The organism is Streptomyces sp. NPDC051041 (genome assembly GCF_044456065.1).
Taxonomy (GTDB): domain Bacteria; phylum Actinomycetota; class Actinomycetes; order Streptomycetales; family Streptomycetaceae; genus Streptomyces; species Streptomyces glaucus.
On the sequence record NZ_JBITFM010000002.1, the window covers coordinates 20,112 to 35,231 of the forward strand.

General features: G+C 72.7%; 14 protein-coding genes. 10 read left to right on the forward strand and 4 right to left on the reverse strand.

The window, feature by feature from the left end; all coding sequences use genetic code 11:
- Window positions 1-289: 289 nt before the first annotated feature.
- From ACIBAI_RS03325 to ACIBAI_RS03335, 3 genes are all read right to left on the reverse strand, one after another.
- The gene (locus ACIBAI_RS03325; RefSeq protein ID WP_399030745.1) at window positions 290-1,816 is read right to left on the reverse strand and encodes an SPFH domain-containing protein; all 1,527 of its coding nucleotides are present in this window, start codon (window positions 1,814-1,816) and stop codon (window positions 290-292) included.
- A 159-nt stretch (window positions 1,817-1,975) separates the two neighbouring features.
- Window positions 1,976-2,491, reverse strand: a complete 516-nt coding sequence (locus ACIBAI_RS03330; protein WP_399030746.1) for a hypothetical protein — start codon at window positions 2,489-2,491, stop codon at window positions 1,976-1,978.
- A 314-nt stretch (window positions 2,492-2,805) separates the two neighbouring features.
- Window positions 2,806-3,432, reverse strand: a complete 627-nt coding sequence (locus tag ACIBAI_RS03335; protein ID WP_344599668.1) for a hypothetical protein — start codon at window positions 3,430-3,432, stop codon at window positions 2,806-2,808.
- A 386-nt stretch (window positions 3,433-3,818) separates the two neighbouring features.
- Here ACIBAI_RS03335 and hemL point away from each other — a divergent pair, with 386 nt between their 5' ends.
- The 10 genes from hemL (at window position 3,819) to ACIBAI_RS03385 (ending at window position 13,682) form a co-directional block, all read left to right on the forward strand.
- Window positions 3,819-5,138, forward strand: a complete 1,320-nt coding sequence (gene hemL, locus ACIBAI_RS03340) for a glutamate-1-semialdehyde 2,1-aminomutase (protein ID WP_399030747.1) — start codon at window positions 3,819-3,821, stop codon at window positions 5,136-5,138.
- Window positions 5,135-5,818, forward strand: coding sequence for a histidine phosphatase family protein (locus ACIBAI_RS03345; protein WP_344599666.1), 684 nt, complete (start codon window positions 5,135-5,137; stop codon window positions 5,816-5,818). The genes hemL and ACIBAI_RS03345 overlap by 4 nt, the downstream gene beginning before the upstream one ends.
- 196 nt (window positions 5,819-6,014) lie before the next feature.
- A complete protein-coding gene (locus tag ACIBAI_RS03350) occupies window positions 6,015-7,253 on the forward strand; it encodes a hypothetical protein (protein WP_399030748.1) in 1,239 nt (412 codons plus the stop codon).
- Window positions 7,254-7,319: 66 nt separating this feature from the next.
- Window positions 7,320-7,967, forward strand: a complete 648-nt coding sequence (locus tag ACIBAI_RS03355) for a TlpA family protein disulfide reductase (protein ID WP_399030749.1) — start codon at window positions 7,320-7,322, stop codon at window positions 7,965-7,967.
- Between the two features lies 1 nt (window position 7,968).
- Window positions 7,969-8,739: a cytochrome c biogenesis CcdA family protein gene (locus tag ACIBAI_RS03360; protein WP_399030750.1), complete on the forward strand. Its 771-nt coding sequence runs from the start codon at window positions 7,969-7,971 to the stop codon at window positions 8,737-8,739.
- Between the two features lie 4 nt (window positions 8,740-8,743).
- On the forward strand, window positions 8,744-10,459 hold the full coding sequence (locus ACIBAI_RS03365) for a cytochrome c biogenesis protein ResB (protein WP_399030751.1): 1,716 nt from the start codon (window positions 8,744-8,746) through the stop codon (window positions 10,457-10,459).
- Entirely contained in the window at window positions 10,456-11,580 is a 1,125-nt protein-coding gene (gene ccsB, locus ACIBAI_RS03370) for a c-type cytochrome biogenesis protein CcsB (RefSeq protein ID WP_399030752.1), read from the forward strand. The genes ACIBAI_RS03365 and ccsB overlap by 4 nt, the downstream gene beginning before the upstream one ends.
- Window positions 11,581-11,656: 76 nt before the next feature.
- Entirely contained in the window at window positions 11,657-12,262 is a 606-nt protein-coding gene (locus ACIBAI_RS03375) for an RNA polymerase sigma factor (RefSeq protein ID WP_399030753.1), read from the forward strand.
- On the forward strand, window positions 12,259-13,215 hold the full coding sequence (locus ACIBAI_RS03380; protein ID WP_399030754.1) for a CU044_5270 family protein: 957 nt from the start codon (window positions 12,259-12,261) through the stop codon (window positions 13,213-13,215). The genes ACIBAI_RS03375 and ACIBAI_RS03380 overlap by 4 nt, the downstream gene beginning before the upstream one ends.
- A 38-nt stretch (window positions 13,216-13,253) precedes the next feature.
- Window positions 13,254-13,682: a hypothetical protein gene (locus tag ACIBAI_RS03385; protein WP_399030755.1), complete on the forward strand. Its 429-nt coding sequence runs from the start codon at window positions 13,254-13,256 to the stop codon at window positions 13,680-13,682.
- Here ACIBAI_RS03385 and ACIBAI_RS03390 read toward each other — a convergent pair.
- On the reverse strand, window positions 13,672-15,066 hold the full coding sequence (locus ACIBAI_RS03390) for a condensation domain-containing protein (protein ID WP_399030756.1): 1,395 nt from the start codon (window positions 15,064-15,066) through the stop codon (window positions 13,672-13,674). The genes ACIBAI_RS03385 and ACIBAI_RS03390 overlap by 11 nt on opposite strands.
- Window positions 15,067-15,120: the final 54 nt, after the last annotated feature.

The following is a 15,120-nucleotide window of genomic DNA, read 5'->3' on the forward strand; positions in this document are numbered from 1 at the left end:
TCCGCCCGACCGCGGCCCGCCGGGCGGGCCGGGTGGGCCGGGCGGTCCCGTCGCCGGACGCCGCCGGGGTCCAGGGTCCCGCACGGCTGCCGTGGTCCTGGAGGGAGCCCCCGATCCGGGGGACGACGGCGAGGGGGCGTCCGGCCCGGCGCGCGGTGCCGGGCTTCCGGCCGGCCCCGCCGCGGGACGGCCGCCCGACGGGCCGGCGCCGGATCCGGGCCCGGCGGCGCGCTGCCGCGCGGGCCCGGCGGCGCGCTGCCGCGCGGGCCCGGTGTCCGGTCCGCGGATCTCAGCTGATCTCGACCTTGCCGTCGGTCCCGGCGGCCGTCGCCGCGGGCCGGTCGGCGCCGTCGCGCCGGGCGATGTTCTTCAGCAGCTCCGCGAGGTCCACTCCGGTGGTGGCGCCGAGCAGTTCCATGCCCTGGGCGACGTTGTCGGCGACGGTGCGCGACAGCCGGCTCGCCCCGTCGGTGGAGATGACGGTCATCTTGTCGACGGCGCTGAGCGGTTCGGACGCCTTGGCGACGACCTGCGGCAGCACCTCGACGAGCATCTGCAGCACGGCCGCCTCGCCGTACTGGGCGAAGGCGTCGGCCTTCTTCCGCATCGCCTCGGCCTCGGCCGCGCCCCTGGCGCCGATCGCGGCGGCCTCCGCGTCGCCCTCCAGGCGGACCGCCTCCGCGACGGCCGCGCGCCGGGCCCGCTCGGCCTCGCCCTGCTTCAGGCCCTCGATCGCCTGCGCCTCGGCCAGCGCGGACCTGCGCTGCTTCTCGCCCTCACCCGTGAGCCGGGACCGCTCGGCCTCCGCCTGCGCGGCGGCGATCTCCGCCAGCCGCTCGGCCTCGGCCTGCTTGACCCGGGCGACCCGCTTGGCCTCGGCCTCCTGCTCGGCGGCGTACCGCTGGGCGTCGGCCGGCTTGCGGACCTGGGTGTCGAGCTGACGGTCGGTCAGGGCGGCCTGCCGCTCGGCGACCTTCTCCTGCTCGGTGAGGATCTCCTGCTGCCGGGCGGCCTCGGCCAGCGGCCCGGCGGCGTTGGCGCGGGCGGCGGCCTGGTCGGTCTCGGCCTTGATCTCGGCCTGCCGCAGGTAGAGCGTGCGCTGGGCGACCGCGATCTCCTCCTCGGCCTTCAGCCGCGCCTGCTCGGCGGCCCGCCGCGCCTCGGCCTCGGCGATGTCGGCCTCCTGCTTGGCGCGGGCGGCCTCGGGGCGGCCGAGGTCCTCCAGGTAGGAGCCCTCGGTGGTGATGTCCTGGATCTGGAAGGCGTCCAGCACCAGGCCCTGCCCGGACAGGCTCGCCTCGGCCTCCTCGGCGACCTGCCCGGCGAACGCGGCCCGGTCGCGGATGATGTCCTCCACCGCCATCCGGCCCACGATCGCGCGCAGCGCCCCCGAGAGCACCTCCTGGGTGAAGCCGACGATGCCGTCCTGCTGCATCAAAAACCGCTGGGCGGCGGCCCGGATGGCGTCCTCGGTGCCGCCGACCTTGACGATCGCGACGCCCTCCAGGTTGGCCTTCACCCCGCGCAGGGTGACCGCGCCGCGCACCGCCACCGGGATGTGCCGCGAGGACAGGTCGAGCGTGAACTTCTGCTGGACGAAGGGCACGACGAACACACCGCCGCCGACCACGACCTTCTGCCCGCTGTTGTCGGTGAACACCCGGCCGGTCTCGGGATCGGTGGCCTTCTTGCCGCGCCGCCCGGTGACGATGAACGCCTCGCTCGGCCCGGCCACCTTGTAGCGGCTGACGACCACCAGCGCGATCAGCACGAGGAGTACGACGACCCCTCCCGCCGCGATGACGACAGAACTCATGGTGTTGCCCCCTCAGCCCTCCCTGCGGACGGCACTCGGTAAGGGTGTACGGACGGGAACGACACGGCCGGGCGTGCCGGAAAGAAACGATGCGGAAGAAACGGTTCGGCAAGAAACGGTTCGGCAAGAAACGGTTCGGCGAGGAGCGGTTCGGCCGGGTCAGCGTTCGACGGGACGTACGGACACCGCCGACTGCGACAGCGTCCCCTCGACCCAGACCTCGGCCCCCCGGGCCACGGCGACCGGGCTTCTCGCCGAGAGCTTCACCGGCTGGCCGGCCAGGCGCACCAGCACCTCGCCGTATCCGCCGACCGGGATCGCGGTGACCACCGAACCCGTGACGCCGATCAGGTCCTCCCCCCGCGGCGCGGCCCCGGAGGAGTCGCGCGCCAGCGCCCGGCCGAGACGGTAGGCGCACCAGCCGGTGACGGCACCGGCCGGCACCCCGACCGCCGTCGCGCCCCCCGCGCCCAGCCCGGTCGTCCCCAGGACGATCGCCCCGGAGAAACCGAGCATGGACAGGAACCCGGCGATCACCGGAAGCGACAGCAGCCCGTCGAGCAGGCCGTCCACCGCGGCGACGCCGTCGAGCAGCCCTTCGAGAACGCCGTCGAGGACGAACGACAGGGCAAGGAGGACGACCCCCGCGATGCCGAGACTCAGAAACCAGGCCATCCGCACCCACCGCCTCTCCTTGCCCTCCCCCGCTGGTGGACGCATCGTCACATGTCGGCGGCCGCCGGGACATTGCCTGCTCCCGGCAATCTTTACGCGTTCTTCATGCCGGTCGCCGTCCCCGGGCGGGGCCGGCAGCGCCCGGTCACCCGTCGGCGCCCTGCGGCGTCACGCCGCGTCGACGGGCGCGCGGACGGCTCCGGCACCCGTCGTGCCCCCGATGCGCCCCGGCCGCCCGACGGCCCCGCCCGGCACACGACGAGGGCGGGACCCGAAAGTCCCGCCCGAATCCAGAAAACCCGGAAAGCCCCGGCTCAGGGCCACACCAGGCAGTACGGCTGATGCCCCGCCTCGTGCAGCCGGTGGCTGAAGTCCTGCCACTCGTGCAGCAGCCGGTACACGTTGAACGCGTCCCGCGGCCCGCCCCGGTCCGGCACCGTCGACCAGATGAAGGCCGCCGCGCCGACCGCCTCCTCGCCGATGTCGCGCAACGGGTCGACGGCGGTCGTCGGGAGCTTGACCACCGCGTAGTCGGGGTGCAGGACGACCAGCTCCAGCGGGGGCACCTTGTGCAGGGGCACGCCCTCGATGCCGGTCAGCACCATGGCGGCCATCGTCTCAGGCTTGATCTTGGTGAACATGCCGTTCATGCCGAGCTCGTCGCCGCCGAGCTCCTCGGGGCGCATCGAGATCGGGACGCGGGCCGCGGTCGCGCCGTCGGGCGCGCCGAAGTACTTGTACGTCACCCCCACCCGACCACCATTCCTGCTCCCCGCCCTCAGCCGGTCGACCCGTCGGTCGAGCCGCTCGGGCTCACTCGGTACGCCGTGTGCCTGACGTGTCTCGGTCGTTTCCTCCGCGTCGCGTCGGTGCCTTCCCCGCCGGGCACGTCGAGGACCCAGGTCACCGGTCCCCTCGCCCAGTCCGCCACCGCGATGCATATCTCCACCCGACTGCTTTTCTAGGACGCGTGTCCCCCGCCGCGCAACCCGATCATCGTGTCAGTGACCTCCCCCACGGCCGCGCGCCGAAACGTGCGGTGAGACATCCGTCCGCGGGGAACTCCAGGATCGCAGGATCTTCGCCGGACCTGAACGCGCCATTGAACACTTTTGAACTGTCCGAGCTGTGTACAAGGCCCAGTTTCGCAGACCGAGGGCGTGCGGCGGCGTGAAAATCGTCCACCCGGCGCCCGCCCGGCCGGCGACGGTCCGCCGCCCCCGTCGCCCCGGCGCGCCTCTGCCTCCCGGACCCCCTGGCCTACCCTGAACAGGTCACTGGCAACCGGAGTCCACGTCATCGGAGAAGGTCGGAGAAGTCGCAGGTCATGAGCGAACTGGCATATCCCTATGAAGCACCGGCCTCGCAGGCTCTGTTCGACCGTGCGGCGGCCGTCACGCCCGGCGGTGTGAATTCGCCGGTGCGGGCCTTCGGGGCCGTGGGCGGCACGCCCCGGTTCATGGTGTCCGGCAGCGGCCCGTACCTGACCGACGCCGACGGGCGCGAGTACGTCGACCTCGTCTGCTCCTGGGGGCCCATGATCCTCGGGCACGCGCACCCCGAGGTCGTCGCCGCCGTGCAGGAGGCCGTCGCGCGCGGCACCTCCTTCGGCACGCCCGGTGAGGGCGAGGTCGCGCTCGCCGAGGAGATGGTCGCCCGGGTCGCGCCGCTGGAGCGGGTGCGGCTGGTGTCCAGCGGAACCGAGGCGACGATGTCGGCGATCCGGCTCGCCCGCGGGTTCACGCGGCGCACCAAGGTCGTCAAGTTCGCCGGGTGCTACCACGGGCACGTCGACTCCCTCCTCGCCTCCGCCGGGTCCGGCGTCGCCACCTTCGCGCTGCCCGACACCCCCGGCGTCACCGGCGCCCAGGCCGGCGACACGATCGTCCTGCCGTACAACGACCTCGACGCCGTGCGGGCCGCCTTCGCCGCCCACCCCGGCGAGATCGCGTGCGTGATCACCGAGGCGTCCCCGGGCAACATGGGCGTCGTGCCGCCGCTGCCCGGTTTCAACCAGGGGCTGAAGGACCTCTGCGCCGAGCACGGCGCCCTGTACATCTCCGACGAGGTCATGACCGGCTTCCGTACCAGCCGGGCCGGCTGGTACGGCGTCGACGGCGTGGTCCCCGACCTGATGACCTTCGGCAAGGTGATGGGCGGCGGCTTCCCGGCCGCGGCGTTCGGCGGGCGCGCCGACGTCATGGCGCACCTCGCTCCGGCCGGCCCCGTCTACCAGGCCGGCACCCTCTCCGGGAACCCGGTCGCCACCGCCGCCGGCCTCGCCCAGCTGCGGCTGCTCGACGACGCTGCGTACGAGAAGCTCGACGCCGTCTCCGAGCGGGTCCGGTCCCTGGTGTCCGAGGCGCTGAGCAAGGAGGGCGTCGCCCACCGGGTGCAGAACGCCTCCAACATGTTCTCCGTGTTCTTCACGGACCGGCCCGTGCGCACCTACGAGGACGCCAGGGCGCAGGAGTCCTTCCGCTTCACCGCCTTCTTCCACGCGATGCTGGCGAACGGCGTCTACCTGCCGCCGTCGTCCTTCGAGTCCTGGTTCGTTTCCACCGCGCTGGACGAGCGGGCCCTGGAGCGGATCGCCGACGCCCTTCCGGCGGCGGCCCGGGCGGCGGCGGAGGCCATGGCGGCATGAGCACCCACCGCGACATCACCGTCGTCCACCTCATGCGGCACGGCGAGGTGGCCAACCCGGACGGCATCCTGTACGGCCGGCTGCCCGGCTACCACCTCTCCGAGCTGGGCCGGCGCATGGCCGACCGGGTCGCCGAGCACCTCGCCCCCCGCGACGTGACCTACGTCGCCGCCTCCCCGCTGGAGCGGGCGCAGGAGACGGCGACGCCGATCGCCAAGGCGCACGGGCTGGAGCTGAACACCGACGAGCGGCTGATCGAGGCCGAGAACGTCTTCCAGGGCAAGACGTTCGGCGTGGGCGACGGGGCGCTGCGCCGGCCCGGCAACTGGCGGCACCTGGTCAACCCGATGCGCCCGTCGTGGGGCGAGCCGTACGTCGACCAGGTGGTCCGCATGATGGCCGCGCTGCACACGGCGAAGGACCGGGCGCGGGGGCACGAGGCGGTGCTGGTCAGCCACCAGCTGCCGATCTGGATCGTGCGGTCCTACGTCGAGAAGCGGCGGCTGTGGCACGACCCGCGCAAGCGGCAGTGCACGCTCGCGTCCCTGACCAGCTTCACCTTCGAGGGCGACCGGATCGTGTCCGTCGGCTACAGCGAGCCGGCCCGCGACCTCGTCCCGGCCCATCTGCTCGCCGGCGCCAGGCCGGTGAAGGGGAAGGACAAGGCGTTCGGCGCGTAGGCGCGCCCGCCGGCCGTCGCCACCGGTCGGTGCCCGCCGGCCGCCGCCACCGGTGGGCACCCGTCGACCGATGCCCACCGGCCGACGCCCTTCTGTCGAACCTTGTTTCGAAAATCGCACATTCGTCGGGAACCTCCCCGTTCGTCGCGCCCTCTGACCAGCTGACCAAGCAGAGAGCGCGACGGGCGGGGATGGAATGCGTCACATCAGTCGAAGGGGAGCGATCGGTCTGGGGGCGGGCGCCGCGGCCGCCGCGGGACTCGCGGGCTGCGGCGGCTCCGTCCGGGCGGACGGCTCGACCCACGCCGGCGGTTCCGCCGGCCGGCCCCCCGGCGGCCGGCCGACGCCCGCCGCCCGCCCCCTGGGCGACGGCTCCACCGCCTTCACCGGCAGGCAGCCCCGCCGGCCCGCGCGGCCCGTGCCGCTGGAGCCCGGCCAGACGCCGCCGCAGTTCGTCGTCTTCTCCTGGGACGGGGCCGGTGAGGTCGGCAACGGTCTCTTCCCGCGCTTCCTGGACCTGGCCGAGGAGCACGGCGCGCACATGACCTTCTTCCTCTCGGGCCTGTACCTGCTGCCCGAGGCGCGCAGGCGCCGGTACGACCCGCCGAACAACCCGCGCGGCGCCTCCGACATCGGCTACCTCACCGACGGCCACATCAAGGACACGCTGCACGGCCTGCGCCGCGCCTGGCTGGCGGGCCACGAGATCGGCACCCACTTCAACGGCCACTTCTGCGGCGACGGCCCCGGCTCGGTCGCCCACTGGACGCCGCGGCAGTGGCGCGACGAGATCGAGCAGGCGAAGTCCTTCGTCAAGGAGTGGCGGACCAACACCGGCTGGACCGATCTGCCGCCCCTGCCCTTCGACTACGACCGGGAACTCGTCGGCGGCCGCACGCCCTGCCTGCTCGGCCAGGAGAACCTGCTGCCCACCGCCCGCGCCCTCGGCTGGCGCTACGACGCCTCCTCGCCCGGCGGCCGGCAGGTCTGGCCGGTGAAGAAGCAGGGGATCTGGGACCTGCCGCTGCAGCAGATACCTTTCCCCGGACGTTCCTTCGAGGTCCTGTCGATGGACTACAACATGCTCGCCAACCAGTCGGTCAACTCGACCAACGCCCCCGCCCACCGCCGTCCCGCCTGGCGGGAGCAGTCCGCCCAGGCGTACATATCCGGCTTCAAGCGGGCGTACGAGACGAACCGGGCGCCCCTCTTCATCGGAAACCACTTCGAGCAGTGGAACGGCGGCATCTACATGGACGCCGTCGAGGAGGCCCTCGCCCACATGGCCCGGGAGCGGGACCGGGGCGGGGACGTGAGGCTGGTCTCCTTCCGGCAGCTCGTGGACTGGCTGGACGCGCAGCGGCCCGAGGTGCTCGCCAAGCTGCGCACCCTGGACGTGGGACAGGCCCCGGCGGAGGGCTGGAAGCGGTTCTGAGGAGCGGGTTCTCCCCCGCCAGGGGGGTGCGCAAGATCCCCGGAACGGACATGCGAAACTTTTCACATGAGTGCCGCCAGCCGCGCCCCCCTGCGCTCGAACCGCTCGGACCGCACGACCCGCGTGCGGAGCCGTGCCCGCCGTGCCGTCCTGACCGCCGGTGCCGCCGCGGCCGCGCTGCTCGTGTCCGCGTGCGGCTCCGGGGGCACCTCGGGCGGCGGCGGGGACACCAACTTCATCACCGGCTCCGACGGCATCGCCACCGTGGACCGGGGCGAGCGGGCCGACGCGCCCGACCTGTCCGGCCCGACCGTCGACGGTGAGCGGCTGGACGTCGACGACTACAAGGGCAAGGTCGTCGTCCTCAACGTCTGGGGCTCCTGGTGCCCGCCCTGCCGGGCCGAGGCGAAGAACTTCCAGAAGGTCTACGAGGACGTCAAGGACCAGGGCGTCCAGTTCGTCGGCATCAACACCCGCGACACCTCCACCGGCCCGGCGCGGGCCTTCGAGGAGGAGTACGGGATCACCTACCCGAGCCTGTACGACCCGACCGGCAAGCTGATGCTCCGCTTCGCCAAGGGCACGCTCAACCCGCAGGCCATCCCGTCCACGCTGATCATCGACCGGGACGGCAGGATCGCCGCGCGCACCCTCCAGGCGCTCACCGAGGAGAAGCTGCGCAAGATGATCGACCCGGTCCTGGCGGAGAAGTGACGTGACCGCGCTGTCCACGCTCGCCGCGACGGGCTACAACGGCACGGTGCTCAACGGCGCCCTGCTGGCGGCCCTGCCCGTCGCGCTGCTCGGCGGCCTCGTCTCCTTCTTCTCCCCGTGCGTCCTGCCGCTGGTCCCCGGCTACCTGTCGTACGTGACCGGTGTCACCGGCACCGACCTGGCCGAGGCCCGGCGCGGCCGGATGGTCGCCGGCGCCTCGCTGTTCGTCCTCGGCTTCACCGCGGTGTTCGTCTCCAGCGGGGCGCTGTTCGGCTACTTCGGCGACACGCTGCAGGACCACCGGGGCGTGCTGTCCCGGGTGCTCGGGGTGCTCATGATCCTCATGGGCGTCTTCTTCATGGGCCTGATGCCCTGGTTCACCCAGCGCGAGTTCCGCCTCCACCGGCGTCCGGTGACCGGCCTGGTCGGCGCCCCCCTGCTGGGCGCGCTGTTCGGCATCGGCTGGACGCCGTGCATCGGCCCGACCCTGTCCTCGGTGCTGATCCTCTCCTCCGACCAGGGCAGCGCGGGCCGCGGCGCCGTCCTGACCGTCGCCTACTGCCTCGGGCTCGGCATGCCGTTCGTGCTCGCCGCGGTCGCCTTCCGCAAGGCCCTCGGCGCGTTCGGCTGGGTCAAGCGCCACTATGTCTGGGTGATGCGGATCGGCGGCACCATGATGATCGTGACCGGTCTGCTGCTGCTGACCGGCGCGTGGGACCGCATCGTGCAGGAGATGCAGACCTGGTCCAACGGCTTCACTGTGGGGATCTGACCCGATGAGCACGACTTCGAAGACCGGGCCCGACGCGGCCCCGAACACCCCCGAGGACCAGGAGCTGGGCGCGGCCGGCTCCCAGCTGTCCACCGCGCCCGCCGAGGAGGCCCCCCACCTGCCCGCCCTGGGCGTCGTCGGCTGGGCCCGCTGGTTCTGGCGGCAGCTCACCTCCATGCGGGTGGCGCTGCTGCTGCTCCTGCTGCTGTCGCTGGGCGCGATCCCCGGCTCGCTGATCCCGCAGACCGGCATCGACGCCACGAAGGTCGCCGAGTTCCGCGAGCAGCACACCACGCTCGCGCCGCTCTACGACAAGCTGGGCCTGTTCAACGTCTACAGCTCGGTGTGGTTCTCCGCGATCTACATCCTGCTGTTCGTCTCCCTCATCGGCTGCATCGTCCCCCGCACCTGGCAGTTCGTCGGCCAGCTGCGCGGCCGGCCGCCCGCCGCGCCCCGGCGCCTGACCCGGCTGCCCGCCTACACCACCTGGCGCACCGAGGCCCGGCCCGAGCAGGTCCGCGAGGCCGCGCTCGCCCTGCTGCGGAAGCGCCGCTTCCGCGCGCACCTGTCCGGCGACGCGGTCGCCGCCGAGAAGGGCTATCTGCGCGAGGCCGGCAACCTCATCTTCCACCTGGCGCTGATCGTGATGCTGATCGCCTTCGCCTGGGGCCAGCTGATGAAGTCCGAGGGCAACAAGCTGATCCTGGAGGGCGACGGCTTCGCCAACACGCTCACCCAGTACGACGACTTCAAGTCCGGCAGTCTGTTCACCCAGGACGACCTGGACCCGTTCAGCTTCACCCTGAAGGACTTCACCGGCACCTACGAGCCCACCGGCCCCAACCGCGGCACCCCGCGCACCTTCGAGGCCGACGTCACCTACAGCGTGGGCGCCTACGGCGAAGAGCGCAGGACCACCGTCAGGGTCAACGAGCCGCTGGAGATCGGCGGCTCCAAGGTCTACCTGGTCAGCCACGGCTACGCCCCCGTCGTCACCGTCCGGGACGGCAAGGGCAGGGTCGTGATGGACAAGGAGGCCGTGCCGCTGCTGCCGCTGGACGGCAACGTCACCTCCTCCGGCGCCATCAAGGTCATGGACGGCTACCGCAACGCCGAGGGCGTCAAGGAGCAGCTCGGCTTCAACGCGTTCTTCCTGCCGACGTACGGCGGGCAGGGCAGCACCATGCTGTCCACCTTCCCGGCGCTGCTGAACCCGATGCTCGCGCTGTCCGCCTACCACGGCGACCTGGGCGTCGACTCGGGCATCCCGCAGAGCGTCTACCAGCTCGACAAGAAGAACCTGAAGGAGTTCAAGGACTCCGACGGCGAGCTGTTCAAGAAGCAGCTGAAGGTCGGCCAGACCATGACGCTCCCGGACGGCGCCGGCTCCGTCACCTTCGAGGGCGTCAAGGAGTGGGCGGGCTTCCAGGTCGCCCGGCAGCCCGGCAGCGGCTGGGCCCTCGCCGGCTCCCTCGCCGCCATCGTCGGCCTCGCCGCCTCCCTGTTCATCCAGCGCCGCCGCGTGTGGGTGCGGGCCGTCGAGGGCGCCGACGGCGTGACCGTCGTGGAGATGGCCGGTCTCGGCCGCAGCGAGTCCGCCAAGGTGCCCGAGGAGCTCGGCGACCTCGCCGGGGTCCTGTACGAGCGGGCGCCCGGCGCCCCCGATCCCCACCCTTCCGATTCCCCCGCCGTATCTGCCGAAGGGGCTGAGCAGCAGTGACTCCCGCCGCCGCGACCGATCTGGCCGCCGCCGCCAACGAGAACCTCGCGAACATCAGCAACGTGCTGATCTACTCCGCGATGGCGGTCTACACCCTGGCCTTCTTCGCGTACATCGCCGAGTGGCTCTTCGGCAGCCGCAGCAAGGTCGGCCGCACCGCCGCCGCGCTCACCGCGGACAAGAAGGCGGACGCGCCCGCCGTCACCGTGCGCACGGCCGGCGGCACCGCCGTGCTGGAGCGGCCGAAGGTCGTCGTACGGTCCGCGGCCGGGGCGCGGGACGTGCCCGACGGGCCCGGAGCGCACGGCGGGGACGAGCAGGGCGACCTCTACGGCCGCGTCGCCGTCTCGCTGACCGTGCTCGCCTTCCTGATCGAGTTCGGCGGCGTGCTCGCGCGGGCCCTGTCGGTGCAGCGGGCGCCGTGGGGCAACATGTACGAGTTCAACATCACCTTCTCCACGGTCGCCGTCGGCGTGTACCTGACGCTGCTGGCGCTGCGGAAGAACATCCGCTGGCTCGGCCTGCCCCTGATCACCACGGTCCTGCTCGACCTGGGGCTCGCCGTCACCGTCCTGTACACCGCCAGCGACCAGCTGGTGCCCGCCCTGCACTCGTACTGGCTGTACATCCACGTCTCCACGGCGATCTTCTGCGGCGCGGTCTTCTACGTGGGCGCGGTCTCCACGATCCTGTACCTGTTCAAGGACTCCTACGAGAACAAGCTCGCCACCGGCGGCACCCCCGGCCGCTTCGCCAACTCCGTCCTGGACCGGCTGCCGTCCGCCGCGTCCCTCGACAAGTTCGCCTACCGCGTCAACGCCGCGGTCTTCCCGCTGTGGACGTTCACGATCATCGCGGGCGCCATCTGGGCGGGCGACGCCTGGGGCCGCTACTGGGGCTGGGACCCCAAGGAGACCTGGTCCTTCATCACCTGGGTCGCCTACGCCGGCTACCTGCACGCCCGCGCCACGGCCGGCTGGAAGGGCCGCAAGGCCGCCTACCTGGCACTGATCGCCTTCGGCTGCTGGCTGTTCAACTACTACGGCGTCAACATCTTCGTCTCCGGCAAGCACTCCTACGCCGACGTCGGCCTGGGCGTGCTCCGCTCGGCCGGGTTCTGACACCCCGCGGCGAAGGCCGGTTCCCGTGACGTGGGTCACGGGAACCGGCCTTCGCCGTGCGGACAGGCAAGAGGGCGTGGATACGACTCTGCGGACACGCGTCCGCGCGGGGGACCACGAGGCCTTCGGTGATCTCTTCGACGCGTACGCGCGCTCCGTCTACAACCATGCCTTCCGGCTCACCGGCGACTGGGCGAGCGCCGAGGACGTCGTCTCGCTGACCTTCCTCGACGCCTGGCGGCTGCGCGACCGGCTGGACGAGGAGGGCGGCTCGCTGCGGCCCTGGCTGCTCGGCATCGCCACCAACGTCGCCCGCAACATCCGCCGCGCCGCCCGAAGACACAGCGCCGCCGTCGCCCGGCTGCCGCGCGACGAGACCGTGCGGGACTTCGCCGAGGAGGTCGCGGGCCGGGTCGACGACGCGGCGCAGCTGGCGCTCGTCCGGACCGCGCTGGCGAAGCTGCGCCGCGCCGAACGCGAGGTGCTGGCGCTGTGCGTGTGGTCCGGGCTGGACTACGCCGCCGCCGCCGACGCGCTCGGCGTGCCCGTCGGCACCGTGCGGTCGCGGCTGTCCCGGGCGCGGAAGAAACTCGCGAAACACATGGAACCGCCCGAAGCGCGCGGACAGATCAGAGGTGACCGCACCACCGCGGTCAGGCCCCTGAGGGAGGGAAACCGATGAATCCCCAGCTCCCGGAACTTCCCGAGAGAGACCTTCCGCCGGGCCGTCACCGACTCCTCAAGGAGCATCTGATGACCGAGATCCGGCGCACCGGACAGGAACCCGCCCGCAGGCGGAACCCGTGGCTGCGGCCCGCGCTCGCCGCGGCGGCCGTGGCGACGGCCGCCGCCGTCACCGTCGTCGTCCTGCCGGCGTCCTCCGACGGCACCGGGGTGCGCGCGACCGCCCCGGCGCGGGCAGGCGCCACGGCCGCGTTCCTGGAGGACATCGCGCTGGCGGCCGCGGACGCGGGCGGCGCCTACGGCGAGATCCGGGACGACCAGTTCGTGTACGTCGACAGCAAGGTCTCCCACACCGTCTACGAGGAGGGCCGGAAGGCGAGGATCCAGCCGCTGCACCGCTCGGAGCACTGGACGTCCGTGGACGGCACCGGCGAGGGGCTGGTCCGGGAGGAGGGGCGCGGCCAGTGGTCCACCGCCCCCGAACCGGCCCCGGGCGAGCCCGGCTACGAGGCCTCCACCAGCTACCGGCACCTGTCGACGCTGCCCACCGATCCGGACGGGATGTACGACTGGCTGCGCCGGACCGCCCCCGAGCACAGCGGCCAGGAGACCCACCAGGCCATGTTCGTGCTGGCCGGCGACCTGATCCGGGACGCGATCGTGCCGCCGGAGCAGAGCGCGGCCCTGTACCGGGCGGTCGCCCGCATCCCCGGCGTGACCGTGGTGAAGGGCGCCGTCGACGCCGCCGGGCGCCGTGGCGTCGCGGTCGCCCGCCAGGACCCCGACAACCCGCTCCGCGACGAGTGGATCTTCGACGCGCGGACCCATGAGTTCCTCGGGGAGCGCACGGTGGCCACCGAGGACCACGCCGGCCTGAGGAAGGGCGCGGTCACCAGCAACACCGCCGTCCTGCGCCGGGCCGTCGTCGACGAGCCGGGCGAGCGTCCGTAACGGGTGCGCGACCCCCGGCCGGGGGTCAGGCTGGTGTCATGACCGGAGCCATCGAGCAGGGCACCAGCCACACCCGCGGGAGCGGGCACCTGCTGCACTTCCTGGTGCGGCTTCCGCGGCCCATGGAGCGGGTCTGGCCCCTGCTGGCCACCCGCGAGGGGCTCGCGGAGTGGTTCACCGAGGCCGACGTGCTCCAGCCGCGCCTGGACGGCGTCGTCGCCCTGCGCGGACTGGGCGCCGGGCGGATCACCGCCTGGGACGTGGACCGGATCGCCGAGTACACCGTGGAGGGCGCCGGCCGGCTCCGCTTCCACCTGGAGCGCGACGGCGAGGACGGCTGCGCCCTCCGCTTCACGCACGAGTTCCGGGGCGAGGTGGAGTCGGAGCAGCGCTGGCGGGAGCGGTTCGAACGGCTGATCGGCCTGCTGGAGCAGCCGTCCGACACCCCTCCCGGGCTCATGACCTAGGTCCCGCGGGCACCTCCGCGATCATGTCCCGCAGCCGGTCGACGTACAGCCGCATGTTCTTGTGCGCGACGTCGGTGTCCGGGTAGCGGCTCGCGAACCACAGCCCCTCGTGCAGCCGCGTGACCCACGCGCAGACCTGGTCGCCGTACGACACCCGCATCAGCCCGTACGCGTTCAGCTCGGCCCAGCGCCGCGACCCGGGAATGTCCCGGGCGTCGGCGTAGGAGACGATCGAGTACAGGTCGGGCGAGGTCGGCCGGAAGTCCGCGCCGAGCAGCCGCAGCACCCGGGCCAGCGGCATCCGGGCCAGCGGCCGGTTGGCGTGCAGCGCGGCCCGGACCGCCCGCAGGGCGCCGGGGAAGTCGGGGGTCTCGGCGACGGGCACCTCGATCGGGGCGCCGCCCACGTACCAGCCCACGGAGTCCGACCAGCGGGACTTCACCCGCGTGTGGAACGGCACCACCGTGCGGTAGACGGGTTCCCCGCCGATCTCGTGGACGATCAGGGCGGTGGCGGCCAGGATGCCGACCAGGGCGCCGCCGAAGGGGCGGCAGTACGCCTCGAACGCGGCGGCGGCCTCCGCGTCCACCAGCGGTTCCCGCATGAGGTTCTGGGTGGGCAGCCCGCCGCCGGGGGCCAGGCCGAGGTCGACGGGGAAGTTCGGCAGCCGCCCGTCGCAGCGGTGGATGAACTCCCGCCACCGGGCCACCACGTCGCTGGTGCCGTCGATCCGGTCGGCGTCGGCCCGCTCGGCCTCGCAGAAGTCGACGTAACTGCCCGCGGGCGGCTGCTCCACCGGGCGCCCCTCGACGGCCGCCGCGTACAGCTCGTGGATCTCGGCCGGGATGCGGTAGAGGGAGTAGGCGTCGACGTTGCTGTGGTCGAAGGCCAGGTACACGCTCGCGCCGTCGTCCCGGACGACGGCCGTGTAGATCAGGTTCGGCCAGCGCAGCGCGTCCGCGACGGCGTCGAAGCGGTCCTGGAGGTGCCGGGCCAGCCGCGTCCCGTCGGGGAAGTCGCCGATCTCCTCGCGGTGCAGCGACACCGCGTCGGCGTCGAGCGTGAACCGGCGCATCTCCTCGCCGTCCCAGCGGAACCCGCTGCGCAGCGTCTCGTGTCTCAGCGTCCAGGCGCGCAGGGCGTGCTGCAGGGCGTCGAGGTCGGCCGGTCCCGGGAGGTCGAACGCCGTGCCGATCCAGGTCGGCACGAACAGGCCGTCCTCGCGCACCGAGCGTGCCGTCCTGATGTGCGACTCCTGGATGTACGCCGGCGGCCGGGAGTCCTCCGGCAGGGCTGCCGCCGTCGCGACGGTCGCCGGGCTGAGGGTCCATTCGACGAGCCGTCCGGGACGGACCTCGCAGCGCTGGATGTCAGTGATTCGCACGTGGCGTCTCCGTTCGCAGTTGGGACAGACCAGATCAAGGGAATGCCTCGGCCG

Excerpts from the sequence above, each read along its gene's own strand:
- ACIBAI_RS03325 (WP_399030745.1), bottom strand. The coding sequence starts at position 1,816 with ATGAGTTCTGTCGTCATCGCGGCGGGAGGGGTCGTCGTACTCCTCGTG.
- ACIBAI_RS03330 (WP_399030746.1), bottom strand. The coding sequence starts at position 2,491 with ATGGCCTGGTTTCTGAGTCTCGGCATCGCGGGGGTCGTCCTCCTTGCC.
- ACIBAI_RS03335 (WP_344599668.1), bottom strand. The coding sequence starts at position 3,432 with ATGCATCGCGGTGGCGGACTGGGCGAGGGGACCGGTGACCTGGGTCCT.
- hemL (WP_399030747.1), top strand. The coding sequence starts at position 3,819 with ATGAGCGAACTGGCATATCCCTATGAAGCACCGGCCTCGCAGGCTCTG.
- ACIBAI_RS03345 (WP_344599666.1), top strand. The coding sequence starts at position 5,135 with ATGAGCACCCACCGCGACATCACCGTCGTCCACCTCATGCGGCACGGC.
- ACIBAI_RS03350 (WP_399030748.1), top strand. The coding sequence starts at position 6,015 with ATGCGTCACATCAGTCGAAGGGGAGCGATCGGTCTGGGGGCGGGCGCC.
- ACIBAI_RS03355 (WP_399030749.1), top strand. The coding sequence starts at position 7,320 with ATGAGTGCCGCCAGCCGCGCCCCCCTGCGCTCGAACCGCTCGGACCGC.
- ACIBAI_RS03365 (WP_399030751.1), top strand. The coding sequence starts at position 8,744 with ATGAGCACGACTTCGAAGACCGGGCCCGACGCGGCCCCGAACACCCCC.
- ACIBAI_RS03380 (WP_399030754.1), top strand. The coding sequence starts at position 12,259 with ATGAATCCCCAGCTCCCGGAACTTCCCGAGAGAGACCTTCCGCCGGGC.
- ACIBAI_RS03385 (WP_399030755.1), top strand. The coding sequence starts at position 13,254 with ATGACCGGAGCCATCGAGCAGGGCACCAGCCACACCCGCGGGAGCGGG.